Consider the following 20,996-nt stretch of genomic DNA (forward strand, 5'->3'; position numbering starts at 1 on the left):
ACACCATTACTATTCAACGCAGGGCATTGATACCATGCCTCAATTCATATTTTTGCCGGAGGGGAGATGAGTAGGCACGTAAAAGATTTACTGGAAGCATGGGGAAACTGGAGCATGAGCCGCATTGGAACCGAGTACAAAGGTATGTCTACCATTGCTCCTATTAAATTCGATGATGACAGACCTTGGCTAAGTGATGAGGAAGGCGAAATAGTTGATAAGGCCGTAGCAGGATTAAAGAAATATGACATCGATGGATATAACATTATTTGCTTACATTATCAGCATCATATTTCATGCCGAATGATAGCTAAAAACTGGAAGAAAAGACCTGATTATATCACGGCTTACATGGGTAGGGCTGAATCCTACATAGCGGGCACAGTTCACACACTCCTTAAAGCAACAAATTGACAACACCGTATAGACTATCGTATGCTGACCGCACTAGAATTCACAAGCGGTCATCCGCACCCGATAGCCCTGCGGCTTTTTTATGCCTATAAAACGGCGTAAGCACATCCGAAGGCCGGGTGGAGAGGCGTAATAAAACACCCGAAAGGGGAATATGCCCGGAGCGTCTTGTGAAGCTCTAGTTGACGCCCGGCTACCAGCTACTGACTGGCAGACGTAACTAAAATTCGCAAGGAGTTTAATCATGGCTACTATAGCTATTAAATCTGTTGAATTTAAATTTGAAGATCAAGACATTCGTACAATCATCAGCAATGGTGAACCGTGGTTTATCGCAGAAGATATTTGCAATGTTCTTCAATTAAGTAATCCCTCTATGTCATTGAAATCATTAGATGAAGATGAACGGTCTAAGTTTAACTTAGGGCGTCAAGGTGATGCTAATATCATCAACGAGTCTGGTCTTTACACTCTAGTATTACGGTGTCGTGATGCTGTTAAGCAGGGGACTTTACCTTGGCGATTTCGTAAATGGGTAACAAATGAAGTCCTTCCATCGATCCGCAAAACGGGTAAGTATGAGCACCCGCAATATTCTCCAGAAGCCAGAGAATTATTAACCGCAGATGACACCTCACATCTTTCTCGTTTAATTTGGACGATGGCCAACGGCTTCCGATTTGAGCGTTCATGGACACAAGGCATCTGGTATGCTTTACGTCATGCAACAGGCGTAGAGTCACCACAAAACTTTGAAGTTAACCAGATACCGATAATAGCAAAAGAATGCGAAAAGATTTATAACTTCACCAATGGCGTTAAAGAAGCGATCTATGAAGCGGAGAAACAGGCCGTAAGGCGAGTACTACGCAAACGTGAGGACGCAGAGAAGGTTTTAGCTGAGATGAAACAATTACTTAAAGAGAGTAATCAGGAGCATACCTTTGTTTTGACCGATACATTAGCACGCTGGCAACAAGCAGAGATACAGCAATTTTTACAGCGGCGTTAAATACTGATCAAATCCTCAGTAAAATACTTGACTGTCCGTACATCCGTACAGTATTATATGCTATAGTAGCGTAAAGCTATTGAGTTAGCGCTTAAACATATATTAGAACCTCGCTTTTTGCGGGGTTTTTTGTTGCTTCATTAACCAAATAATAATATCTTATCAACGCACTACTTTTTGTAAGCTCGTATGGTACATATAGGTAAATAAGGCAGTAGTGCATAGCCCCATGTGAAAGCGTGGGGTTTTACTTTTTATGCTATTTTGAAAACGGATTGATAGCCGTGATTATATGACTCAAAAGCATCTTTATGACGAAGAGCGCCAGCTTGACTATCTGAAATTTGAGTTAAAACTGAGTCGTCATAAGCTTTTTGCGCTCCAGTAAGCGCATGGTGACGACCTAATTCATAGGCGCATCCCGCACATTTGTGACGACTATTTTGACCTTGATTATTAGAAAGAGATGTAAATAAATGGTTGTAGCGATGAGGCTTTTGACAAATATTCTTATTCATTAAAATCAGTCCTGTATATAAACAGGGCTTTACACAGATCACCAAGTGAAATAAACTAAATGCGTGATCACATGTAAAACCTTGTCGTTTTATCTTCTGTCCCTGATAGTTGTCGCTATCAGGGATTCCTATATATAGTATTTAGTATTCAAAATATATACTATATGTCGTTATTATATTCTTGAGCAAAAAAAGATCAACGAAAAGATCGACTTACGAATTTTCACCCCTTGTTGATGGTGGGGCTTTTCGTTTTCGCCACCGCAAAACTGTCAGTTCAAATAGCTTAAACAAGTAAGGCGGCTGTCTTCCTGTTTAATTGTTAAACATGAGGTTAAAGTATGGACGAACGTATAGAAGTATTAGAAAGTAGAATAGCTGAATTGGAAAAACAGTTCACAGAGATGAATAAGGTGAACTGCTGTACTAAATCAGAACATGGTGTTAATGCTATTGTTCAAAACGTTTTAGATTTAACCCGAGTAAAAAAGGCTACATCCAATTTTAAAACAAATTGTAAAGTCAATTATCAACACAGTGTCGATGCGGGGATGTGTATTAAAGCTGATTTGCGTCAATCAGCTTAATATTTTTAACTACGTCTTTCATTATTGGTGAGTTAATCTCTGACAGCCCATCTAACACAACTTGTCTTTTCTCATAGTCAGTTGCAATTATCGCCAATAAAACTTGCTTAATAGCTACAAGCTCGTGTACAATGGGTTCTGGAATAGATTTATTCATGTTAAATTTAAATGGGTAAAATTTTTTCTCAATCATTTTTTCATTCTCTAGTTTATTAATTTAAGTATCAGCTAATTCATCAATTAGCTGTATCGCAATCTTAGCTTAATTTAATCAAATTAACATTTATTCAAAGCAATGGAACCCTCAATAGGAGGGTATATGCGTATGTCTGAAAAATACTCAACACCTACCGCCTACCTTTGGGGCATCATGACGACTGTTCTAGGTTTCTTTACCCTTGAGCAGTGGGTAGCCGTAGTAGGCATTGTCTGCACGATAGGGACATTTTTAATCAACGTGTACTACCGCAAAAAGGAGTACAAACTTAAGGAGCGTCAATATGAAAATACCGAAAAAAATATTGATGGCAACAGGCGGTAGTGCATTGCTTTTAGCGTCAAGCATGATAACCCATTTCGAAGGGCTGAGACTTAAGCCCTATTTCGATGGTGGCGGTGTGCTTTCTGTTTGTTACGGTCACACAGGTAACGATATTCACCGTAACCGGACTTACACACAAGAAGATTGTGATAAGTGGCTTGATGACGATTTGAAGGTGGTTAAACGGTATGTTGACCCGCTGGTCAAGGTCAATATCAACACACTGACTCAAGCAGCGCTTTATTCATTTTCTTACAACGTGGGTGTGGGAAATTTTGCCAAATCGACATTACTCAAAAAGCTCAACGCTGATGACCGAAAAGGCGCTTGTGAAGAAATGAAACGCTGGGTTTATGTCGATGGCAGAAAGTGGAAAGGATTAATGACCCGTCGGGAAATAGAGAGCGTAATATGTTATGGAGACCTTACGCATTTGGCGTAGTGATTATTGTGGGGTTAATCGTCTGGGCGTCTTGGTTGTTGACATCCTTAAACGAAGTCAAGGCATTAAATAAAAACCTCACCGTTGACCTCAATAAACAGATAGCCATCACCACTAATGCTTTTCAGTCAATGAAGGTAATCAATGATATTGCACGAATTAATAGTGAGACCCGTCAGCGTAAAGCAGTTGACTCTCAGGCAACACAAGCAGCAATTAAAACGCATGTCGTCCATCAGGATTGTGCCAATCGCATTATTCCTCATGGGGCTATTGTCGAGTTGCAGCAGCACACGAAACGAATACGTTCAGACGCCTCACATTCCGATACCCCCTTACCTACTCGCTGATTGCTTACCGCCAGCCATCACAGATATGATGACATGGCGTGATAGTCTGGTACTCAATGAGCAGTTACTGACAGTGATTGAGCTGTGTAATCTTGACAAACAGGCGATAAGGCGAATTGAAGAAAGTAGTTATAAAAATTTAAATGATATGATTGAGCCACCCCACAATTTAGTGAGATAGCTCAACAAGATTATTTCGCCTTGGAAAATATTGGTTAAAAACTAAAAGCAGATAAATCTTCTGCAAGAAAATATTAAAAACGAATATTACCAGTTTTTATCTTGGACAAATAAGCTGCACTTCTCCATCTGGCTGGATGAAATGACCTAATGCTTCAGTTTTTCCAAACTGAGTATCACAAAAATATTTTGGTTCATTTTTAGTTTGGGACTGCTCTTGGTTATTTTCTTGAGCTAATGCGGTTAAGCATGTAGATAGAATAGAACAAATAATTATTGATTTTGATAATAGTCTCATTTGTAACTCCTATTTGGTTAATGAAATAATATTCAAAGTATCGTTCAGATATTAAATATTTCAACTAATTTTCGTTACTGCGCCCTCACTGCGCATTAATCAAACACAGAACCTAACAGAAAGTCGAGCCTGAGAATTGCCGTTTAAAATGGTACTTTTCTGTGGGCGGCTTTTCTGTGTGAGCAGGCTCGACTTTCTGTAAGGAAAAGTACGATGAAAGCAGTAACAACTATGAGCAATGTTAAAATCTATTAATTAACAATTTTAAAACTTACCACCCAGCGTACCACATGCGCAACTAATCCAAACATCGAACCCGTTATTTAGGAATGAGCCTTTGAGGTAATCAGTTTTGCTGATGTCACTTCGATGGGCTGATTTCCTATGTGGCAAAGGTTCATTACCTAAGTAAGGAAGACATCATGGATCATGTATTAACATTTAAAACACACAATATTGCTCCCTTTAATAACGGTGACGGGAAAATCTGGTTCACTAATAAACAACTATCTATCTTACTGGAATACAAGGACGAATCTTCTATTACTCGCATTTTTAACAGGAATAAAGATGAGTTTACAAATGAGATGTCAAGGACGGTCAATTTGACCGAGACTAATAAAAACAATGAGTTACGCTATAAAAAAATAAGAATTTATTCAGTTCGTGGTGCTCATCTAATCGGAATGTTATCTAAAACCAAAGTTGCTAAAGCACTGCGTAAGTGGTTACTGGATTTAGCGGAAAAGAAAGCCACCCAGCAAATCTTGCTCTGTTAGATATGGAAGGATTGAAATCATTAACGATTGGCGAAATGCAAAACAGGTTGGTTGCTGCAAATAAATGGTCGTTTGACAATTTTGGTAGAAAGGGAAGCGACTTAATGAACCTACGTAAGCGTCATCTGAATAAGATACGTAAAGCAGAAAAAACAATTATGGCACTTTCTCAATTAAGACTACCAGGATTTGATGATACGCCAAATGGAGAAAGTCAAGCATGACTCCTGAACAATTCATTGAGACGAATGTCAAGGCCGAGTTAATGAAGCTTGGTTTTTCTCTATCTGTAGCCAGTTTAGCAACAAATGAAGCTATTAGATACTATCGACAATCTAAATCAACACAACGCGGTAAAATGATGGCCAACTGTCTTGATGTAGCTAAACAGTGGGTGGGAAGAAATTCAGTAAAACAGTGGTAGATTTGTGATGAACCTCTTCAAAGTAAGAATAGTTATGATTGGTTTATTATTGTTTCTGTCTAGATGGGCTAGCGCAATAACCGTGACCTTCAGGACAAAGAAAGCACTTATGTTTCTTATGATATAATTTTAAACATTCAGCGTTATTTGTACCTTCAGTAGGATAATCGATTATTGGCTCTTGGGTTACAGCAAAAAAAAGGACTAATGCTTAAAAAACCAATCGAAATAATCAATGCATTGGATAATGATTTCATGTTTTATCCCCCAGAAGAAAATGAATATTATTACTAATAATATCTCTTTAATTTAACATTTAAATAACTTTTTTGTAAAATAATAAAAATTCTATAAAAGTGAAATTATCAGCATTTTATGTAAGTTTATTCGATGTGCTGTCTCAAATATTCCCGATGTTACACAAATCAAACCAGCATAATATTCTTATTGGCATTCATTAAATACACTGATCATATTGTGAAATTTTTTAAATTAAAACAAACAAGGTAAAGATATGGCACTCACAGACAAGCAGGAAGCATTTTGTCGCGAGTACCTGATTGATTTGAATGCGACTCAGGCAGCAATTAGAGCCGGGTACAGTGAAAAAACAGCAAAAGATATCGCATGCCAAAACTTAGCAAAACTCAACATTCAAAACGCATACAAACCCTCATGGAAGAACGTAAGAATCGCATTGAGGTTAATGCTGACTACGTGCTTAAGCGGCTGGTTGAGATCGACCAAATGGATGTACTCGATATTCTGACCGATTCTGGCGATTTAAGACCGATCAAAGATTGGCCTAAAGTTTGGCGGACAACATTAAGCGGTTTAGATATTGCAGCCATACGAGTTGATGGTGCAGAAGCATTGCTCAAAAAAGTAAAGTGGCCAGATAAAGTTAAAAACCTTGAGTTACTTGGCAAGCATGTCTCAGTACAGGCTTTTAGAGAACAAGTAAAAAATGAGCATGATGTGGTCGGAACGTTATCTAATCTTATGGACGAACTTTCACAAAAATAACTATGAAGCCACAACATTTAGCTTTATTGCGCGATAAGCTTTGGCGACTAAATCATCTTTATTGGATAACGGATAAAACCGGAAAACCAATTCGATTTGACATGACCCCTGAGCAGTTATTCTATTTTGAAGGAATGCATACCAGAAATATCATTCTAAAGGCGCGTCAGCTAGGGTTTACGACTGAAGTGTGTATTATTCAGCTTGATGCGGCGTTATTTGAATCTGCCAGGTGTGCATTAATTGCGCATACTCTTAATGATGCTAGGCGATTATTCAGAGAAAAAACCAAATACGCTTATGAGCGACTACCGGCTGAAATAAAAGCGGCTAACCCAGCCAGTAATGATTCAGCGGGTGAGCTGGTATTCCATAAAGGGGGTTCACTTTACATTAGTACTTCATTTCGCGGTGGTACATTGCGTTATCTGCATGTTTCTGAATTTGGCAAGATTTGTGCAAAATATCCTGATAAGGCACGTGAAATTGTAACTGGTGCTTTTGAAGCGGTATCCAATGATTGCTTTGTCACTATAGAAAGCACGGGCGAGGGAAGATCTGGTTACTTTTATGATTATTGTCAGTCTGCTGAAAAAGCACAACTTCAAGTAAAAAAACTTTCACAGCTCGATTGGAAATTCTTTTTCTTCCCATGGTGGGAAAACAATAATTATGCAATTGATCCGGTTGAGCCCATTCCAAAGCGGCTAATTGATTATTTCACTGAGCTGTCCGGCAAACATGGCATTTGGTTAACCGACAAACAGAAAGCCTGGTATTACGCAAAAGAGAAAACGCTTGGTGATGATATGAAGCGGGAATATCCCTCACTTCCCGCTGAAGCTTTCCAACAATCAGTAGAAGGCGCCTACTATGCCAGGCAGTTTCGTTATCTTTATCAAAATAAACGCATTGGGACATTGCCTAATAACAGCCATTTGCCAGTACATACATATTGGGATATTGGGGTAGGTGATTCAACGTCAATATGGTTTGTACGTGAAGTGGGAAATGAATTTCATATTATTGATCATTACTCAAATAGTGGTGAAGGGTTGCGGCATTACATGAAGATACTGAAAGATAAAGGCTATACCTACGCCAGTCACAATGCACCTCATGATATTGATAATCGTGAATTTGGTTCTGACGCAAAATCCAGGCGTGAAATTGCCAGAGAAGGCTATGAGATTGATGGGCAGAAATATGCAATACGATTTGATGTAGTGCCAAAACTTTCCATTGATGAAGGGATTGAGGCGGTACGTGAAATATTGCCAAATTGTGTATTTGATGAACATCGATGTGCCGATGGAGTTGCTCATTTAGAAGCTTATCGCAAAGAGTGGGATGACAAGCTGGGTTGCTGGAAAGATAAACCCCTACATGATTTTACGTCACATGATGCTGATGCATTTCGATATTTTGCGATTAGCCGAAAAAATAAACAGCGTCCCGCCTTTGAGATTAATTTAGGAACCACATTCTAATGAGTATGTCTAGTGTTGATTTTACCCGTCCTGAATATAAATTGTTTGTGTTGCAATGGGCATTAGTTCGGACAGTTTGTAAAGGGGATGATTCAGTAAAAAACTATCTGCCGATATTAGAAGAATCGAATAAAGAACGCAAAAGGAAACGTAATAGCGATTATCAAGATCGTGCGGTGTTTTATCCGATAACCGGTCATACCCGTAATGGGATGATAGGAATGGCTTTTAAAAAAGATCCGCTGGTTGAGATTGATGAAAGACTGGCTTATCTGAAAGAGGATGCTGATGGAGCGGGTTCAAGTCTTTATCAGTTAGCCCAATCGTCATTGGAATCCGTCTTGGAAGTGGGACGACATGGCTTATATGTCGATTATAATAACGAGTCAAAGCAAGTCTATTTTTTTCAATACAAAGCCGAAGATATTATCAACTGGCGAATGCAACGCATTAATGGTCGTAATCGCTTAACTCTGGTGGTATTACGTGAAACAGTAGAAGAACAAGACGGTTTTGGATTCAAGGATACCATTCAATATCGTGTTCTGGCTATTGAAAAAGGGAAATTTATCTGTCGCGTTTATCGAAAACCTGCAGGAAACAGTGTTTACCAAATAGATGTTGAATATATCCCTGATCGCGGTGGCTCAGGTGCTTGGGAGGAGATCCCGTTTACCTTTATAGGTGCTCAAAATAATGATCACACTATTGATGAAGCGCCGTTACTTGGACTCGCCAAAATCAATTTGGGTCATTATCGAAATTCCGCCGATTATGAAGATTCGGTTTTTTTCTGTGGTCAGGTGCAACCCTATATTAGCGGCTTGAAAGATGAATGGCGTGACTGGTTAGAGAAAAAGGGTATATTAGTCGGCTCCCGCTCACCCATTTTGTTACCTGAGCAAGGTTCCTGTGGTTACATTCAAGCACAGCCTAACATGCTAGCGAAAGAAGCGATGGACAGTAAGCGTGATTATATGGTGGGGTTGGGCGCTCAATTAGTTTCTGCTGATAATAAAGTGAAAACCGTTATTCAATCAGTGGGTGAATTAAGTGCACAAACATCTGTCCTGAGTATCTGTTGCGCGAATGTCTCAGAAGGTTTAACTAAAGGGTTAAAGTGGTGCGCTGAATATGCGGGTGCTGAACCTGATAAATGCGTATTTGAAATTAATAGGGACTTGGTCAATCACATTGCCGATAGCACGATGATACGTGAGATAGTGTCAGCCTGGCAATCTAGCGCCATTCGTCAATCTGACCTGGTGCGTAACTTGCAAAAATTTGACATTATCAATCCGGCTGATGAGGTTGATGTGGTGGTGGATGAACTCAATAATCAGCAACCCACTATGATAGGTGAGCGATGAGAACGGTGAATGAGCGCCTGATGGATGAATTACTTGCTCACTCGCTGTTTTCTGGTCGTTATGCTAGTGGGGTTGCTAAAAAGATGGTTAACACCCTGAATGCATTTGACGCTCAGCTCAGTGCATCCTTAATTGTGGCACTGGATGATGCCAATATCGATGCTGATAGTTTTACTGTCAGGCGATTAGAATCTTTGCTCGCCAGTGTTAAGGCTATTAATAAAAATGCGGTAGCCAACGCGTTTTCCCTTTTAAAGGGCGAGATGAAGGCGCATGCACAATATGAGGTAGATTATTATCCCGCTTTATTTGATTTTCTAATGCCAGAGGTTGTTCTTCGTCAATATCCATTGATGAGTCTCACCACAGATATGCTTTATGCAGCGGTGATGGCGCGCCCATTGCAGGGAAAACTGTTATCTGAGTGGGCTGAGGGTCTGGAAAAAGACCGCATGACGCGCATTAATAATACCGTTCGCAATGGGTATTTGAATGGCGATAGCGCTGTAGAAATGGGTCGTAAAATACGTGGTAATGTCAAGCAAGGCTATAAAGACGGTGCACTACAAATCAGTCGGGCAAATGCAACCAGTATTGCCAAAACCGCAATTAATCACCTACAAGCCACCGCCCGAAATCAGTTTGCAGAGGCTAATAAAAAACTCCTTGAGGGTAAGCAGTGGTTATCGACGCTGGACAACAAAACCTCTCATGCCTGTATTGTTCGCGATCGATTGAAATATACCCTTGAAAGTAAGCCAATCGGCCATAAAGTGCCCTATTTGCAAGGACCAGGAAAAATTCACTGGAATTGTCGTTCGACTGAAACATTGATCACTAAATCATGGCGTCAATTGGGAATTGATGTTGATGAAATGGACGAAAACACTCGGGCCTCGATGGATGGACAAACACCAGCCGAGACAACCTTTCTTCAATGGATACAACGACAATCCGCTTGGCGACAAAAGCAGGTATTTGGTGAAGTACGCTACCGGCTAATGAAAGAGGGTGGCATGCATCCGGCCCAGTTTTATAGCGATAAAGGTGAGTTTATTACTTTGGCACAATTACGAAAGATAGATGGACAGGAATTAAAAGAAGCTGGGATGGGATTTTAACCAGTATACATAGCAATCAAGGTCACTTCGGTGGCCTTTTTTGTTTGCTAAATTCGGCCTAGGGCTGAGGTAATTTAACGCGCAAGGCGCATAGATAAAATCCCAAGGGGACATAATGAGCATTTTAAACATCGGTAGCAACTATCATTCATCAGTAGAAGACCCGAATGGTGGTGGCGGGGCTAGCGGCACAGCAATCACACCGGAAGTTCAGGCTATTATTGATAAGCAGATTAATGAGCAGGTGACAGGACTAAAGGCAAAAAATAGTGAATTACTCGGTTTGCTCAAAAAGCAAACTGATAATTTAAAGCGCTTTGAAGGAATCGATCCTGAACAGGTCAAAGGCATTTTGCAACGTTTTGACAATGATGAAGAAGCGAAGTTGATTGCCGAAGGCAAGATTGACGAGGTTATCAATAAGCGCACGGAACGATTGCGCCATGATGTAGAAAAAAAACTACAATCTGAGAAGCGACGGGCGGAAAAGGCAGAAGAATTTGCCAATAAATTCCGCAGTCGGGTTTTAGGCGATGAAATTCGTGCAGCTGCAAGTCAATCCGGCGCGTTAGCCAGTGCTCAGGAAGATTTAATATTACGTGCCAAGGGCATATTTAAAATCAATGACGAAGGTCAGGCCGTCGCTGTTGATGAGGAAAACAATCCGATTATGGGTAAAGATGGCCGTACACCTTTAACCCCCGCTGAGTGGATTGATTCGCTAAAAGAAAGTGCCCCCCATTTATTTCCTTCTGCATCCGGTACAGGTTCAGGGGATAGTAAGTCAGGGGGCGCACATTTTAAACGTTCTCAGATGTCTTCATCTGATAAGGCCGCATATATCCGGCGATTCGGTCGTGAAGCTTATCTGGGATTACCAAAGTAAGGAATTAATATAATGGCAACGACGGTTAATAGTGATTTAATTATTTATAATGATTTGGCTCAAACCGCATTTTTAGAGCGCAGACAAGATAATCTTGAGGTGTTTAATCAGGCATCAAATGGCGCAATTGTACTGGATAATGTTTTTATTGAAGGCGATTTACGTAAACGGGCATTTTATCAGATAAGCGGTTCGATTGAACATCGTGACGTGAATTCTACGGATAAAGTTACCGGTAAGAAAATTGGTGCGGGAGAATCCGTTGACGTTAAAGCCCCTTGGAAATATGGCCCCTATGAAATCACCGAAGAGTCATTTAAACGACGTGGCAGGGATGTTTCAGAATTTTCTGAGCTTGTGGGTACGGATGCTGCTGATGCTTCGCTTGAGGGCTATATCAAGTATTCCCTAGCAGCATTGGGGGCTGCGATTGGCGCTAATACGGATATGATGGTCACAGCTAATATTGCTACCGATGGCAAGAAGACCCTCACTAAGGGGTTACGCAAATACGGGGATAAATTCAACCGTGTCAATCTGTTTGTCATGCACTCAACAACCTATTTTGACATTGTTGATCAGGCGATTGATAACAAGGTTTATGAAGAAGCAGGCGTGGTAATTTACGGCGGCCAACCTGGAACGCTAGGTAAACCCGTATTAGTCACCGATACTGCGCCTGTTGATGCTATATTTGGGTTAGTCCCAGGGGCTATCACTATCACGGAATCACAGGAACCTAATTTTCGCTCTTATGAAATCAACGATCAGGAAAATTTAGGCGTTGGCTATCGGGGTGAAGGCGTGGTAAATGTGGGCGTGCTCGGTTACAGCTGGGATGAATCAAAAGGGACTAATCCTGATCTGACAAAATTGGGCACAGCTGGCAACTGGAAGAAACATTTCACCAGTAACAAATTAACGGCAGGCGTAATGATAAAATTGCAGCATGAAGCGAGTTTAGGGTTATCTGTGGATAAAACCACCGCGACAGCCAATAACAGCGATGCGGTGACCATTTCACTTGATTACTCAAAAGATAATCAACCTGTTCAGGGTGGCAATGTTGAGTGGTCAAGCACAGGTGGAAAATTGAGTAAAGCGGCGACTAAAACCGATGCAAAGGGTAAGTCCAGCGTCAAATTAACCGCCAGTACAGCAGGACAATTTACCGTCACTGCGACAGTAGATGGTGAGATGCGCACCACAGAAAGTATCACTTTTTCATAAAGAAAAATAAAGTTAAGGGGACTTTTGTCCCTTTTTTTGAGGTGAATATGATTGATTCGGATAAAAATTCGCCAACATTTAATAGTTATGCCAGCGTTGAGGATCTAAAGCGCTATGCCCGTGAAAGAGGAATTGATATACCCACTGATGGCTCACATATTGAGTCGATGCTGGTGAGTGCGATGGACTATTTAACGTCACAGCCATGGTTAGGAAAACGAACCCACTTAACCCAACCGCTATCCTTCCCACGCACAGGGTTATTTTATGACGGTGTGCCTATTGAGAATGACGCCATCCCTAAGCAACTCATTATGGCCCAGTGTCGGCTGGCGATTGAGTCAGAGAACGAAGATTTACAGCCAACGTTAGGGGGCGAAGTGACCACAGAACGTATTGAGGGGGCTATCACGGTCCAATATGCCTCGGGGACAAATTCGGGTTTACCCAAATTTGCCTGGTTAAATGGTTTGCTTAATGGCTTGTTAGATATACGTTCTGGATTTGCCATCAACACCTTTTCGGTGAGGTGATGATGAATCTTTATACTCGAATGGGTAAAACGACTGAGCGCTTGATAAAGCAGTACGGCATGGAGTATGTCTTAAAAAGAAAAGGCAAATTTTATGTTGATAAAAAGGGTCAGGAAATTATCGAACCCGATATGGTATTAAAGGCGGTCGGAGTAAAGACACAGTTTGCTATCAATGAAGTGGACAATTCCCTCGTTTTAACCAGTGATATTAAATTCATTGCGCATGCAAAGAGTAATATTCAACAGGGGGATATCATTATCATCGATAACAGAAATCATCGAGTGATTGCTGTAAAAGAGATAAAGCCCCAACGCCAAACTATTTGTTTCATTGCACAATTGAGAGCTTGATATGACAAACAATTTTACAGCCGCCATTAATGCGTTTGTCAGTAAAGCAGAAGAAAAAATGGAAGTGGTTACAAAGGTGACATTCATTAAGATACTTGCAAGGTTAGTCATGATGTCGCCTGTCGGTAATCCTTCTATCTGGCAAGTGAATGCTAAAATAGCCGGAAAGGGAAAAGGAAAAGAAAGGAAGCCTGCAGGGTATACGGGGGGAAGGTTTCGTGGCAACTGGCAAGTGACGTTTGATGAAGTACCAATGAAAGAAACGGGACGAATAGATAAAAGTGGCGAGGTAACACAAGCTGAGGGCAATCATGTTATTGGTCAGTTTAAAGTGGGCATGAAGTCAGTCTATTTTTCCAATGTGGTTCCTTATGCTTATCGACTTGAGATGGGGCATTCAAAACAGGCACCGAAAGGTATGGTACGGCTCACGGCACAAGAATTTCAGCAGTTTTTTCATCAGGCCATCGCAGAGCGTAAAGGATGAACCCATTAACCATTAATACCGCGATACGGGCACATATTGCTCAATTTGCTGAGTCTGAAAATATCAAGGTTGCCTGGCCAAATTGTGAATTCGATGATATCAATGAACCCTATTTACAACTACACACCATGCCAGCGACAACGAATAATTTGAGTTTATCGCTCGATATGCCTGTATTTAGCGGTGTCATACAGATAAATGTAGTTGGCAAAGCAGGAACGGGCGACGCATTGGTCATGAATGTCGCTAATCGTTTAATAAATTTTCTAACAAACGGTTTTTCGTTGACCGATAATCTTTTTTTAAACGGCGAGCCATGTTTATTTCCAGCAATCTGTGATCAGGTTAATTATATTCTCCCCGTCAGCGTTGCTTATCGTTGTCACTCTACAATATAACATTGCCGCCATATGGTGGTTTTTCAACAGCCAATAATGAGGTTTTATCATGGCATATAATATTCCTAATGGTTCGCGTGTTTATGTAGCTAGTAAATATGCGGATGAGATAACAATTACGGCGGCTACCAATGCGACAGAGGCGGTATTAACTGTCAATTCGATTGGCAGTATTAAAACGGGCGATATTGTCCAGATTGATTGTGGCTGGAAAAAAATGTCAGGCGCTTTCAAAGTGAAAAAAGCAGCTGATACCAGTATTACACTGGAATCAATCGATACCACCGATAAAGCCGTTTTTCCCGTTGGTGGGGCTAAAGGAAGCTTGAAGAAAGTGGAAGAATGGGAGGCGATGCCGCAAGTCATGACATTATCGACGGAGGGCGGTGAGCAGCAAACGCAGGAAATTCAGTTTTTGGAAGATGAACAGGCAGAAACCGTTGATACCTTTAAAAACGGTATCACGCAGGTTTATACCTTTGCACATGATGCAAAATTACCTATTCGTAAGTTATTGATGAAACTGGATGACAGCAAGCAAATTACGGCAATGCGTTTTTCAATAAACGTGCCAGTGAGGATCGTTATTTTACTGCTTCGGTCTCTTTCCAGCGCGTGCCCAATACAGCTATCAACGAGGTTGAAAACGTGGTAGCCCGTTTCTCACTTAAATCTGATTTGCAAATCTATGCAGTATAATTAAGGATGCAGCATGGCGAAATTTACATTGATACCCAAGCCAACGTTTAAAGCCAATGTCCTCATTCCGGTGGCAGGCAAAAAAGAGCCAGAGGTGGTGACCTTCACCTTTAATCACAAAGCCATGAGTGAACTGGAAACCATGCGTGAAATGCCGATTGATGAGTTCTACCAGCAGATTATTGCTGACTGGGCGATTGAAGAGCCTTATCACGCTGATAATTTAAAGCTGCTATTTGACAACTATCCCTCAGCTGCGAGCGCCATTAGTACAACGTATTATAGCGAACTATTAGGCCAACGCGAAAAAAACTTCTAGCGGTCGTTGAGGCCATGTATGGCGGCATGACCGAGACCGATATCCGCAACTTTGAAGCTGCCTTTGGTTTTACGCCGGAAGACAGCGAGGTCGAAGTTTGGCCAGATGTCTGGGAGGCTTATCTTACTTTTAATGCGCTTCGTACTCAGTGGCGAATGGGGGCGAATGGCCCCACAGGGCTGGATTACAGCGTGTTATCCGACGTCATCGATTATTTGGGTATTAATCAGGATAAAGGCGCTTTATTTAATGATATACGGGTGATGGAAGCGAAAGCCTTAGCGATAATGCACCAATAAAGCGGATATTTTTATCACAGGCTTTGAAGTGGGAAGGATATCAATTTTTATTATCATACAATTTAAGTAATGTATTGAATACCATTTTCTTAACTTCTTCAGCTTGAGAATCGACTAGTTTTTCAATATCGGTTTTGTAATCTTGTGGGGTAACTGATTTATCAAGGGCATCTAGGACAATCTGCGTCAATTCTGCATTAATAGATCTGCCATTCATTTTGGCGCGCCGTTTAATTTTTTCTTTAATTTCATGGGGCATTCTGAAATTAAATTGTGGGTCATCTCTTGCCATGTCAAAATCCTTAAGTTTATTAATTATTTCATATGATTAACTTACTGGATCTATTCATTGCAGGCAGAGATATATCAATGTGTACTGCAGGTATAAGTAAATTTGTTTTTGGAATAGTATTGGTAGCGATCTTTTCTATCGGGTAACGCTGATCAAACGGTGCTAAAGAAGATTCTTTTAAACCATAAAAAAATTGCCTAAACATTGTATGTTTGTGATTAATTACTGCTAGTACAAAATCTCCATCCATAAGTACATTGCATTTAGATATATCAAAAATAACTATTGCCTTTTTGGGAAAGCATATTCCATTGGACCCAACAGTTGACATAGCAGGTTCATCGATTTCTAAAGCAAATGAACCAGAGCTTTGGATGGTTTTTATTTCGCGCTCTACACATTCATCTAATAAATCGTCCGATTTCCCTGTTGGATCCATAGTATAGTGTAGCCAGTCAATTATTCTATTATGTTTTAGCACTGGCATGAATGACACATTCATTCTAGGACGACTAACATTATCAACTGGATGCATTAATTGAATAGGAGATTTACCAAGAACAGATCCCAGCTTTAGCAAAGTGTTTCCTCTTGGTTTAGCATTACCTGACTCATAAGCTGCTATTTGTCTCTGTGATACACCCACCAATGAAGCAAGTTGGGCTTGAGTTAGTGATTTATACGCCCGAAGGATCGTTATTTTTTGGCTAAACGGAAGCCTTGAGAACTCTTCTTCATTAATGTTCATCTTTTTCGCACTTGATTTATTCATAAAAGTTCATTAATATCCTTTTTATGAATTATTATGGCTATTTATGTAGTAATAAGCAAGGTAATATAATTGGTAAAAAGCTAATGTTGTTGATTAACATTATTTAATTAACTCTCGTGATTAAAAAAGACTTACATTTGATCAAATTTTATTTAATAGCTAAATCTAGAAGCGGTTGATGTTGTGTCTAGTAGAAAAGGCGAAGCCTTGACTAATTAGGATAGTCAAGGCCTCAAGTTTGTCCGAACCACTGAAGGAAACGAACATGAATAATATATCAATAACTAAAGCAGTTTGCACGATAAATGTACCGTTCCATGGCGCTGAGCTTTATATCGTCAACTATAACGGCGAACCATTTACCCCGATGAAGCCGATAGTAGAAGGGATGGGAATGATTTGGGCTGCTCAGTTTGTTAAGTTAAAACAAAGATTTATTTCAACTATTTCGGAAATCGAAATGGTTGCAGATGATGGCAAATCACGAAAAATGGTTTGCTTACCTCTTCGTAAACTTGCTGGGTGGTTGGCAACCATTAGTCCAAACAAAGTTAAGTCAGAAATCCGTGATAAAGTTATTCAGTATCAAGAAGAGTGTGATGATGTTCTCTATGAGTATTGGACTACGGGTGAGGTTAAAGCTAAACCACGTAAAAAAAGTTAAGCAAATTGCTGGATGTATTACAGTAGAACAGCAAGAAGCCATCAAACAACTGGTACTGACTCGTGGCAAAAGCGTGCCACATGAACATCAGGGCAAAGCGACCATCACACTCTGGTCAGCACTGAAAAGTCATTTTGGTTGCAGTTATAAAGAAATCGCCGAAGAAAAAATTTACTGAGGCACTGTCTCTTGCTGCTCGTGTACCGATTGAGGGTGAGTTCATTGGCAAAGCTCCTTTGCAAAATAATTTACCCGCTATTTGTGGAAGAATTATTCTTGACTATGAAAATGGCAGTGTAACTCGGACAGAAGTCGTCCCTCTAATTATTTTATCGGGGATATTGAGACGCTAATGGAATATATAGAAAGACGCGGGGTTGTCGTGCTTGCTGATGAAACGGAACGCCGAAACTTTGTCAAAGAGAATCTCTTGCGATTAATCAACTGAGAAAACGATACATCAATCAATTGAGCACCTTAAGGTATAAATCACTTACTACGCCAGCCCTGTGCTGGCTTTTTGTTGCAAGGAATCCGGTATGACCGATATCGCCACGATTTCATTAAAAGTAAACACGGCGGATTTGGAAAGAGGTGAACAGAAGTTAAAGTCATTTCAGGGAACAGCGGAAAAGGTTGAAAAGGCTTCCTCAAATCTGGAGGGTGGATTAAAAAAAGTTAGCTTAGCCTCACTGAGAAATGTCGAAACCATTAAGACGCAAAAAAGTGAACTTAACGACCTGTTAAATCGAATTAATCCCACCAATAAAGCGTTTGATGAACTGGATAAAATTAGCCGTAAACTCGCCGCTTCACATCAAAAAGGTTTACTCCCCCTTGACCAGTTTGTTGATTACAACACGATACTGGAAGAGTCGAGAGATAAGCTAAGCCGGATGAATCTGGCACTGACCGCAGAAGGGAGGGCGCTACTTGCACAGGAAGAAGCTTCAAAACGAGCGAAGTTAGCCGCTGATAATTTTCTAAACACATTAAAACAGCAATCAGACACGATAGGCAAGACGCGAACTGAAGTTCTTGAACTAAAAGCGGCGCAGATGGGCATTTCTCAACAGGCAGCGCCGATGATTGCCAAATTAAAAGAACAAGAAAAAGCGTTTATGAATGGCGCGGTAACGATGGGGCAATATCGTCATGCAATGCGTATGTTACCTATGCAGATGACCGATGTGGTGACCTCATTGGCTTCCGGTATACCGGCCTGGATGGTATTGGTGCAGCAAGGTGGACAGATTAAAGACTCGTTTGGTGGTGTTGGTAATGCCTTTAAAGCAATAGGCTCAATATTAACCCCTACCCGATTGTTGATGGGAGGATTGGCAGGTGTTACGGCAGCTGTTGCCATCGCCGCTTATAAAGGCTCACAAGAGTTTAGTGAATTTAACAATAAACTCATTTTAACGGGTGGGTATGCAGGGAAAACGGCAGGGCAACTTGCTATGTTGGCCAAACAGTTGTCAGCAGATGGCATAACACAAGGTGGAATGGCGGATGTAATAACTAAAGTTGTGGGGTCAGGTTCATTTTCTGGCAATGAAATTGATAATATTGCCAATGTCGCTGCCAGAATGGAAAAATTGGTGGGTCAATCTGTTGATGAAACAATAAAACAGTTCCAGCGCATTAAAGATAACCCAGTTAAAGCGATTAACGAACTTGACAAAAGCCTACATTTTCTGACTACAACGCAACTAGCGCAAATATCGACATTACAGGAACAGGGAAGAAAGCATGAAGCCGCTAAAGTTGCCATGGAAGCCTATGCGACTGCAACGAAAAATAGAACTCAGCAGATAAAAGCGAATTTAGGTTATCTTGAGTCAGCCTGGGCAGTGGTTAAAGATAAAGCAAGACTCGCTTGGGATAGCATGTTAGATATTGGTCGTGAACACACATTAGACCAGAAGATACGTGATTACGAGGAAAAATTAGTTGCATTCCAGGTAAATCCGGTTGCAAGATTAAATTATTATAATGCCTCAGGGAAAACAGCGACAGATTTAAGGCGTGAACTTGATTTACTGAAAGAGAAAAAATATCAACAGGATATTGAAAATCAGAGAAAACAAGCGGCGGTAAGGGCTCAAGAGGCAGAGAAAGCACGTTTTAGGGTTGACCAGGAGCTCAAACACAAATTTGAAAATGCGGAAGAAAAGCATCAAAGTGAGCTTGAAAGAATAAGAAATTCGGGTGGTTCAAAATCCGTTATCGATGAAGCGATAAGGCGTGAAAATGCCCGTTATGCGAAAGAAAAATCAAGTTCAGACTCAAAAGCTGATGCATACCGCCCATCTTTAGGCACACGTTGGGAAGAAGAAGCGCAAGCCAGAAACAGAGCACTGCAGGCAGAATTACGAACATTACAGGATGAAAGTCAATATGTTGGGATTATCAGCCAGCAACGCAGGGAACTTTTCAAAACAGAAAACCAGCTAGTCATTCTTGAAGAGGCCAAAAGTGGCACAAACAAACGCCGTCTGAGTGAAGATGAGCGGTCATTATTATTAAAAAAAGAAGCCATTCTCTCTGAGAAGCGTGAAGCTGCACAGATAGGCGATAAAATTGAGAAACAAAAACAACTCAATGCCTTGCGGTTATCGAATGATGGATTGCAAGAAGAAATAAGACTCAGGCTGGAGAGCATTGGCAAAACCGAGATTCAAATAGCGAAGGAGCAAGAACTAAAGAAATATCGTGAAGAAATGGCCCGTAAAGGGATTGAGCAAGAAAATCCTGAGTATGGTCGAGGACTTTCACTGATTGATGAGAAATACAAAAATGAGGAGTCATTGCGGAAAAACTGGGAAGCAGGGATTAAGCAAGGATTTTCAAATTTCGAACAACAAGCGAGGGATGCTTATGGCAATGTCGCTAATGTTACCAAATTTGCCTTTGAGGGAATGAGTCAATCACTGACGGATTTTTTAGTGACGGGGAAGGCTAATTTTGCTGACTTCACTAAATCATTACTTGAGATGATTGTGAAGTTAATGACGCAAATGGCGATGCTTCAGGCGATGAAAGCGGCTTTTGGTGGACAAACAGGCGGAGTTGGAGGAGCGATTGCTAATATTTTTGGTTTTTCATCAGGCGGATATGTGGGCGGTGGGGGTAAATATGACCCGAAAGGTATCGTTCACGGTGGGGAATTTGTATTTACCAAAGAAGCGACTCAGCGGTTAGGTATCGCTAACCTGTATCGCCTGATGGATGGAAGTAAGCGAGGTTATGCGTCTGGCGGATATGTGAGCACATCTTCAACGCCCATGTACGGCATGCAACCCGTAACAAACGGTGTTAATGTCAATTTAGGCGGTATTCATGTTGACGGTCAACCGCAGCAGTCCAGCCCTTCCAATGTCGATATGCGCGCAGCGGAGCAATCCTTAACCCAGAAAATCAAATCGGTCTTAGTGGCAGAGAGTCGAGATGGAGGTGATTTGCATAAAATTATCAAGGCAGTCAATGGGCGGGGGTATTAATCGATGAGC

The 20,996-nt window shown here is 40.8% G+C and carries 30 protein-coding genes and 2 pseudogenes; 27 read left to right on the plus strand and 5 right to left on the minus strand.

Annotation, left to right across the window (positions count from 1 at the left end; translation table 11 throughout):
* Positions 1-66: 66 nt before the first annotated feature.
* Positions 67-414 carry an antiterminator Q family protein gene (locus LDL57_RS05090; RefSeq protein WP_135677634.1) on the plus strand — a complete coding sequence of 116 codons (348 nt, stop codon included), beginning with the start codon at positions 67-69 and terminating at the stop codon, positions 412-414.
* Positions 415-658: 244 nt separating this feature from the next.
* The gene (locus LDL57_RS05095) at positions 659-1,426 is read left to right on the plus strand and encodes a BRO-N domain-containing protein (RefSeq protein ID WP_180560105.1); all 768 of its coding nucleotides are present in this window, start codon (positions 659-661) and stop codon (positions 1,424-1,426) included.
* A 254-nt stretch (positions 1,427-1,680) separates the two neighbouring features.
* Here the strand turns inward: LDL57_RS05095 and LDL57_RS05100 are convergent, their stop codons facing one another.
* Positions 1,681-1,944: a hypothetical protein gene (locus tag LDL57_RS05100; RefSeq protein ID WP_180560094.1), complete on the minus strand. Its 264-nt coding sequence runs from the start codon at positions 1,942-1,944 to the stop codon at positions 1,681-1,683.
* Positions 1,945-2,285: 341 nt separating this feature from the next.
* Here LDL57_RS05100 and LDL57_RS05105 point away from each other — a divergent pair, with 341 nt between their 5' ends.
* Positions 2,286-2,531: a hypothetical protein gene (locus tag LDL57_RS05105; RefSeq protein WP_180560104.1), complete on the plus strand. Its 246-nt coding sequence runs from the start codon at positions 2,286-2,288 to the stop codon at positions 2,529-2,531.
* On the opposite strand, the gene LDL57_RS05110 is transcribed toward LDL57_RS05105, so the two are convergent.
* On the minus strand, positions 2,503-2,724 hold the full coding sequence (locus LDL57_RS05110) for a hypothetical protein (RefSeq protein WP_180560103.1): 222 nt from the start codon (positions 2,722-2,724) through the stop codon (positions 2,503-2,505). The genes LDL57_RS05105 and LDL57_RS05110 overlap by 29 nt on opposite strands.
* 126 nt (positions 2,725-2,850) lie before the next feature.
* Between LDL57_RS05110 and LDL57_RS05115 the strand changes: the two genes are divergently transcribed.
* From LDL57_RS05115 to lysC, 4 genes are read left to right on the plus strand one after another with little or no spacing between them, the layout of a single operon-like run.
* Complete coding sequence (locus LDL57_RS05115) at positions 2,851-3,072, plus strand: phage holin family protein (RefSeq protein WP_225507205.1); 222 nt, start codon at positions 2,851-2,853, stop codon at positions 3,070-3,072.
* Complete coding sequence (locus tag LDL57_RS05120) at positions 3,032-3,514, plus strand: lysozyme (protein ID WP_225507207.1); 483 nt, start codon at positions 3,032-3,034, stop codon at positions 3,512-3,514. Before LDL57_RS05115 ends, LDL57_RS05120 begins: the two co-directional genes overlap by 41 nt.
* Positions 3,484-3,864 (plus strand): DUF2570 family protein, encoded by a 381-nt coding sequence (locus LDL57_RS05125; RefSeq protein WP_180560409.1) that lies wholly within the window; start codon positions 3,484-3,486, stop codon positions 3,862-3,864. Before LDL57_RS05120 ends, LDL57_RS05125 begins: the two co-directional genes overlap by 31 nt.
* Positions 3,779-4,045: an Rz1-like lysis system protein LysC gene (gene lysC / locus LDL57_RS18280; protein ID WP_441293616.1), complete on the plus strand. Its 267-nt coding sequence runs from the start codon at positions 3,779-3,781 to the stop codon at positions 4,043-4,045. The genes LDL57_RS05125 and lysC overlap by 86 nt, the downstream gene beginning before the upstream one ends.
* 96 nt (positions 4,046-4,141) lie before the next feature.
* On the opposite strand, the gene LDL57_RS05135 is transcribed toward lysC, so the two are convergent.
* Positions 4,142-4,342 carry a hypothetical protein gene (locus tag LDL57_RS05135; protein ID WP_180560410.1) on the minus strand — a complete coding sequence of 67 codons (201 nt, stop codon included), beginning with the start codon at positions 4,340-4,342 and terminating at the stop codon, positions 4,142-4,144.
* 422 nt (positions 4,343-4,764) lie between these two features.
* Here LDL57_RS05135 and LDL57_RS05140 point away from each other — a divergent pair, with 422 nt between their 5' ends.
* The 16 genes and pseudogenes from LDL57_RS05140 (at position 4,765) to LDL57_RS05215 (ending at position 15,756) form a co-directional block, all read left to right on the plus strand.
* The gene (locus tag LDL57_RS05140; RefSeq protein WP_225507211.1) at positions 4,765-5,121 is read left to right on the plus strand and encodes a BRO family protein; all 357 of its coding nucleotides are present in this window, start codon (positions 4,765-4,767) and stop codon (positions 5,119-5,121) included.
* A 2-nt stretch (positions 5,122-5,123) separates the two neighbouring features.
* Entirely contained in the window at positions 5,124-5,345 is a 222-nt protein-coding gene (locus LDL57_RS05145) for a hypothetical protein (RefSeq protein ID WP_225507213.1), read from the plus strand.
* Positions 5,342-5,545, plus strand: a complete 204-nt coding sequence (locus tag LDL57_RS05150) for an NUDIX hydrolase (RefSeq protein WP_180560412.1) — start codon at positions 5,342-5,344, stop codon at positions 5,543-5,545. The genes LDL57_RS05145 and LDL57_RS05150 overlap by 4 nt, the downstream gene beginning before the upstream one ends.
* 514 nt (positions 5,546-6,059) lie before the next feature.
* A pseudogene (locus tag LDL57_RS05155) lies at positions 6,060-6,457 on the plus strand (terminase small subunit); the annotation flags it as partial.
* A gap of 116 nt (positions 6,458-6,573) precedes the next feature.
* Positions 6,574-8,061, plus strand: coding sequence for a terminase large subunit (locus tag LDL57_RS05160; protein WP_225507215.1), 1,488 nt, complete (start codon positions 6,574-6,576; stop codon positions 8,059-8,061).
* The gene (locus tag LDL57_RS05165; RefSeq protein WP_180560415.1) at positions 8,061-9,431 is read left to right on the plus strand and encodes a DUF4055 domain-containing protein; all 1,371 of its coding nucleotides are present in this window, start codon (positions 8,061-8,063) and stop codon (positions 9,429-9,431) included. Before LDL57_RS05160 ends, LDL57_RS05165 begins: the two co-directional genes overlap by 1 nt.
* The gene (locus LDL57_RS05170; RefSeq protein ID WP_225507217.1) at positions 9,428-10,552 is read left to right on the plus strand and encodes a putative phage head morphogenesis protein; all 1,125 of its coding nucleotides are present in this window, start codon (positions 9,428-9,430) and stop codon (positions 10,550-10,552) included. The genes LDL57_RS05165 and LDL57_RS05170 overlap by 4 nt, the downstream gene beginning before the upstream one ends.
* A gap of 115 nt (positions 10,553-10,667) precedes the next feature.
* Complete coding sequence (locus LDL57_RS05175; RefSeq protein WP_225505417.1) at positions 10,668-11,438, plus strand: hypothetical protein; 771 nt, start codon at positions 10,668-10,670, stop codon at positions 11,436-11,438.
* Positions 11,439-11,450: 12 nt separating this feature from the next.
* A complete protein-coding gene (locus tag LDL57_RS05180) occupies positions 11,451-12,668 on the plus strand; it encodes a major capsid protein (protein ID WP_180560418.1) in 1,218 nt (405 codons plus the stop codon).
* A 47-nt stretch (positions 12,669-12,715) separates the two neighbouring features.
* Entirely contained in the window at positions 12,716-13,201 is a 486-nt protein-coding gene (locus LDL57_RS05185) for a DnaT-like ssDNA-binding protein (protein WP_180560419.1), read from the plus strand.
* Positions 13,201-13,554: a hypothetical protein gene (locus LDL57_RS05190; protein ID WP_225507219.1), complete on the plus strand. Its 354-nt coding sequence runs from the start codon at positions 13,201-13,203 to the stop codon at positions 13,552-13,554. The genes LDL57_RS05185 and LDL57_RS05190 overlap by 1 nt, the downstream gene beginning before the upstream one ends.
* A gap of 1 nt (position 13,555) precedes the next feature.
* Positions 13,556-14,041 carry a hypothetical protein gene (locus LDL57_RS05195; protein WP_180560421.1) on the plus strand — a complete coding sequence of 162 codons (486 nt, stop codon included), beginning with the start codon at positions 13,556-13,558 and terminating at the stop codon, positions 14,039-14,041.
* Positions 14,038-14,439, plus strand: coding sequence for a phage tail terminator-like protein (locus LDL57_RS05200; protein WP_180560422.1), 402 nt, complete (start codon positions 14,038-14,040; stop codon positions 14,437-14,439). The genes LDL57_RS05195 and LDL57_RS05200 overlap by 4 nt, the downstream gene beginning before the upstream one ends.
* 49 nt (positions 14,440-14,488) lie before the next feature.
* Positions 14,489-15,094: a phage tail tube protein gene (locus LDL57_RS05205; protein ID WP_225507221.1), complete on the plus strand. Its 606-nt coding sequence runs from the start codon at positions 14,489-14,491 to the stop codon at positions 15,092-15,094.
* A 57-nt stretch (positions 15,095-15,151) separates the two neighbouring features.
* Positions 15,152-15,457: a phage tail assembly chaperone gene (locus LDL57_RS05210; RefSeq protein ID WP_180560424.1), complete on the plus strand. Its 306-nt coding sequence runs from the start codon at positions 15,152-15,154 to the stop codon at positions 15,455-15,457.
* A gap of 26 nt (positions 15,458-15,483) precedes the next feature.
* Positions 15,484-15,756, plus strand: a complete 273-nt coding sequence (locus LDL57_RS05215) for a DUF1799 domain-containing protein (RefSeq protein WP_225505409.1) — start codon at positions 15,484-15,486, stop codon at positions 15,754-15,756.
* A gap of 40 nt (positions 15,757-15,796) precedes the next feature.
* Here the strand turns inward: LDL57_RS05215 and LDL57_RS05220 are convergent, their stop codons facing one another.
* Both LDL57_RS05220 and LDL57_RS05225 read right to left on the minus strand, forming a co-directional pair.
* Positions 15,797-16,048: an Arc family DNA-binding protein gene (locus LDL57_RS05220; protein ID WP_180560426.1), complete on the minus strand. Its 252-nt coding sequence runs from the start codon at positions 16,046-16,048 to the stop codon at positions 15,797-15,799.
* 28 nt (positions 16,049-16,076) lie between these two features.
* Complete coding sequence (locus LDL57_RS05225) at positions 16,077-16,820, minus strand: helix-turn-helix domain-containing protein (RefSeq protein ID WP_202881811.1); 744 nt, start codon at positions 16,818-16,820, stop codon at positions 16,077-16,079.
* A gap of 265 nt (positions 16,821-17,085) precedes the next feature.
* Here LDL57_RS05225 and LDL57_RS18120 point away from each other — a divergent pair.
* From LDL57_RS18120 to LDL57_RS05235, 4 genes and pseudogenes are all read left to right on the plus strand, one after another.
* A pseudogene (locus tag LDL57_RS18120) lies at positions 17,086-17,481 on the plus strand (phage antirepressor N-terminal domain-containing protein); the annotation flags it as partial.
* Positions 17,450-17,662: a hypothetical protein gene (locus tag LDL57_RS18125; RefSeq protein WP_375141952.1), complete on the plus strand. Its 213-nt coding sequence runs from the start codon at positions 17,450-17,452 to the stop codon at positions 17,660-17,662. The pseudogene LDL57_RS18120 and the gene LDL57_RS18125, both read left to right, overlap by 32 nt.
* Positions 17,619-17,837, plus strand: a complete 219-nt coding sequence (locus LDL57_RS18130; protein WP_375141953.1) for a hypothetical protein — start codon at positions 17,619-17,621, stop codon at positions 17,835-17,837. Before LDL57_RS18125 ends, LDL57_RS18130 begins: the two co-directional genes overlap by 44 nt.
* A gap of 186 nt (positions 17,838-18,023) precedes the next feature.
* The gene (locus tag LDL57_RS05235; protein WP_225507223.1) at positions 18,024-20,987 is read left to right on the plus strand and encodes a phage tail tape measure protein; all 2,964 of its coding nucleotides are present in this window, start codon (positions 18,024-18,026) and stop codon (positions 20,985-20,987) included.
* Positions 20,988-20,996 lie beyond the last annotated feature (9 nt).

Source organism: Arsenophonus apicola, from assembly GCF_020268605.1.
GTDB lineage: Bacteria > Pseudomonadota > Gammaproteobacteria > Enterobacterales > Enterobacteriaceae > Arsenophonus > Arsenophonus apicola.

What these genes read in the sequence shown, in the direction of transcription:
- LDL57_RS05100 (WP_180560094.1), bottom strand. Translation starts at nt 1,944, where the DNA reads ATGAATAAGAATATTTGTCAAAAGCCTCATCGCTACAACCATTTATTT.
- LDL57_RS05210 (WP_180560424.1), top strand. Translation starts at nt 15,152, where the DNA reads ATGGCGAAATTTACATTGATACCCAAGCCAACGTTTAAAGCCAATGTC.
- LDL57_RS05105 (WP_180560104.1), top strand. Translation starts at nt 2,286, where the DNA reads ATGGACGAACGTATAGAAGTATTAGAAAGTAGAATAGCTGAATTGGAA.
- LDL57_RS05160 (WP_225507215.1), top strand. Translation starts at nt 6,574, where the DNA reads ATGAAGCCACAACATTTAGCTTTATTGCGCGATAAGCTTTGGCGACTA.
- LDL57_RS05220 (WP_180560426.1), bottom strand. Translation starts at nt 16,048, where the DNA reads ATGGCAAGAGATGACCCACAATTTAATTTCAGAATGCCCCATGAAATT.
- LDL57_RS05205 (WP_225507221.1), top strand. Translation starts at nt 14,489, where the DNA reads ATGGCATATAATATTCCTAATGGTTCGCGTGTTTATGTAGCTAGTAAA.
- LDL57_RS05090 (WP_135677634.1), top strand. Translation starts at nt 67, where the DNA reads ATGAGTAGGCACGTAAAAGATTTACTGGAAGCATGGGGAAACTGGAGC.
- lysC (WP_441293616.1), top strand. Translation starts at nt 3,779, where the DNA reads ATGGGGCTATTGTCGAGTTGCAGCAGCACACGAAACGAATACGTTCAG.
- LDL57_RS05175 (WP_225505417.1), top strand. Translation starts at nt 10,668, where the DNA reads ATGAGCATTTTAAACATCGGTAGCAACTATCATTCATCAGTAGAAGAC.
- LDL57_RS05200 (WP_180560422.1), top strand. Translation starts at nt 14,038, where the DNA reads ATGAACCCATTAACCATTAATACCGCGATACGGGCACATATTGCTCAA.
- LDL57_RS05135 (WP_180560410.1), bottom strand. Translation starts at nt 4,342, where the DNA reads ATGAGACTATTATCAAAATCAATAATTATTTGTTCTATTCTATCTACA.
- LDL57_RS05235 (WP_225507223.1), top strand. Translation starts at nt 18,024, where the DNA reads ATGACCGATATCGCCACGATTTCATTAAAAGTAAACACGGCGGATTTG.
- LDL57_RS05150 (WP_180560412.1), top strand. Translation starts at nt 5,342, where the DNA reads ATGACTCCTGAACAATTCATTGAGACGAATGTCAAGGCCGAGTTAATG.
- LDL57_RS05215 (WP_225505409.1), top strand. Translation starts at nt 15,484, where the DNA reads ATGACCGAGACCGATATCCGCAACTTTGAAGCTGCCTTTGGTTTTACG.
- LDL57_RS05110 (WP_180560103.1), bottom strand. Translation starts at nt 2,724, where the DNA reads ATGATTGAGAAAAAATTTTACCCATTTAAATTTAACATGAATAAATCT.
- LDL57_RS05115 (WP_225507205.1), top strand. Translation starts at nt 2,851, where the DNA reads ATGCGTATGTCTGAAAAATACTCAACACCTACCGCCTACCTTTGGGGC.
- LDL57_RS05140 (WP_225507211.1), top strand. Translation starts at nt 4,765, where the DNA reads ATGGATCATGTATTAACATTTAAAACACACAATATTGCTCCCTTTAAT.
- LDL57_RS05190 (WP_225507219.1), top strand. Translation starts at nt 13,201, where the DNA reads ATGATGAATCTTTATACTCGAATGGGTAAAACGACTGAGCGCTTGATA.
- LDL57_RS05125 (WP_180560409.1), top strand. Translation starts at nt 3,484, where the DNA reads ATGTTATGGAGACCTTACGCATTTGGCGTAGTGATTATTGTGGGGTTA.
- LDL57_RS05180 (WP_180560418.1), top strand. Translation starts at nt 11,451, where the DNA reads ATGGCAACGACGGTTAATAGTGATTTAATTATTTATAATGATTTGGCT.
- LDL57_RS05195 (WP_180560421.1), top strand. Translation starts at nt 13,556, where the DNA reads ATGACAAACAATTTTACAGCCGCCATTAATGCGTTTGTCAGTAAAGCA.
- LDL57_RS05225 (WP_202881811.1), bottom strand. Translation starts at nt 16,820, where the DNA reads ATGAATAAATCAAGTGCGAAAAAGATGAACATTAATGAAGAAGAGTTC.
- LDL57_RS05145 (WP_225507213.1), top strand. Translation starts at nt 5,124, where the DNA reads ATGGAAGGATTGAAATCATTAACGATTGGCGAAATGCAAAACAGGTTG.
- LDL57_RS05120 (WP_225507207.1), top strand. Translation starts at nt 3,032, where the DNA reads ATGAAAATACCGAAAAAAATATTGATGGCAACAGGCGGTAGTGCATTG.
- LDL57_RS05185 (WP_180560419.1), top strand. Translation starts at nt 12,716, where the DNA reads ATGATTGATTCGGATAAAAATTCGCCAACATTTAATAGTTATGCCAGC.
- LDL57_RS05165 (WP_180560415.1), top strand. Translation starts at nt 8,061, where the DNA reads ATGAGTATGTCTAGTGTTGATTTTACCCGTCCTGAATATAAATTGTTT.
- LDL57_RS05095 (WP_180560105.1), top strand. Translation starts at nt 659, where the DNA reads ATGGCTACTATAGCTATTAAATCTGTTGAATTTAAATTTGAAGATCAA.
- LDL57_RS05170 (WP_225507217.1), top strand. Translation starts at nt 9,428, where the DNA reads ATGAGAACGGTGAATGAGCGCCTGATGGATGAATTACTTGCTCACTCG.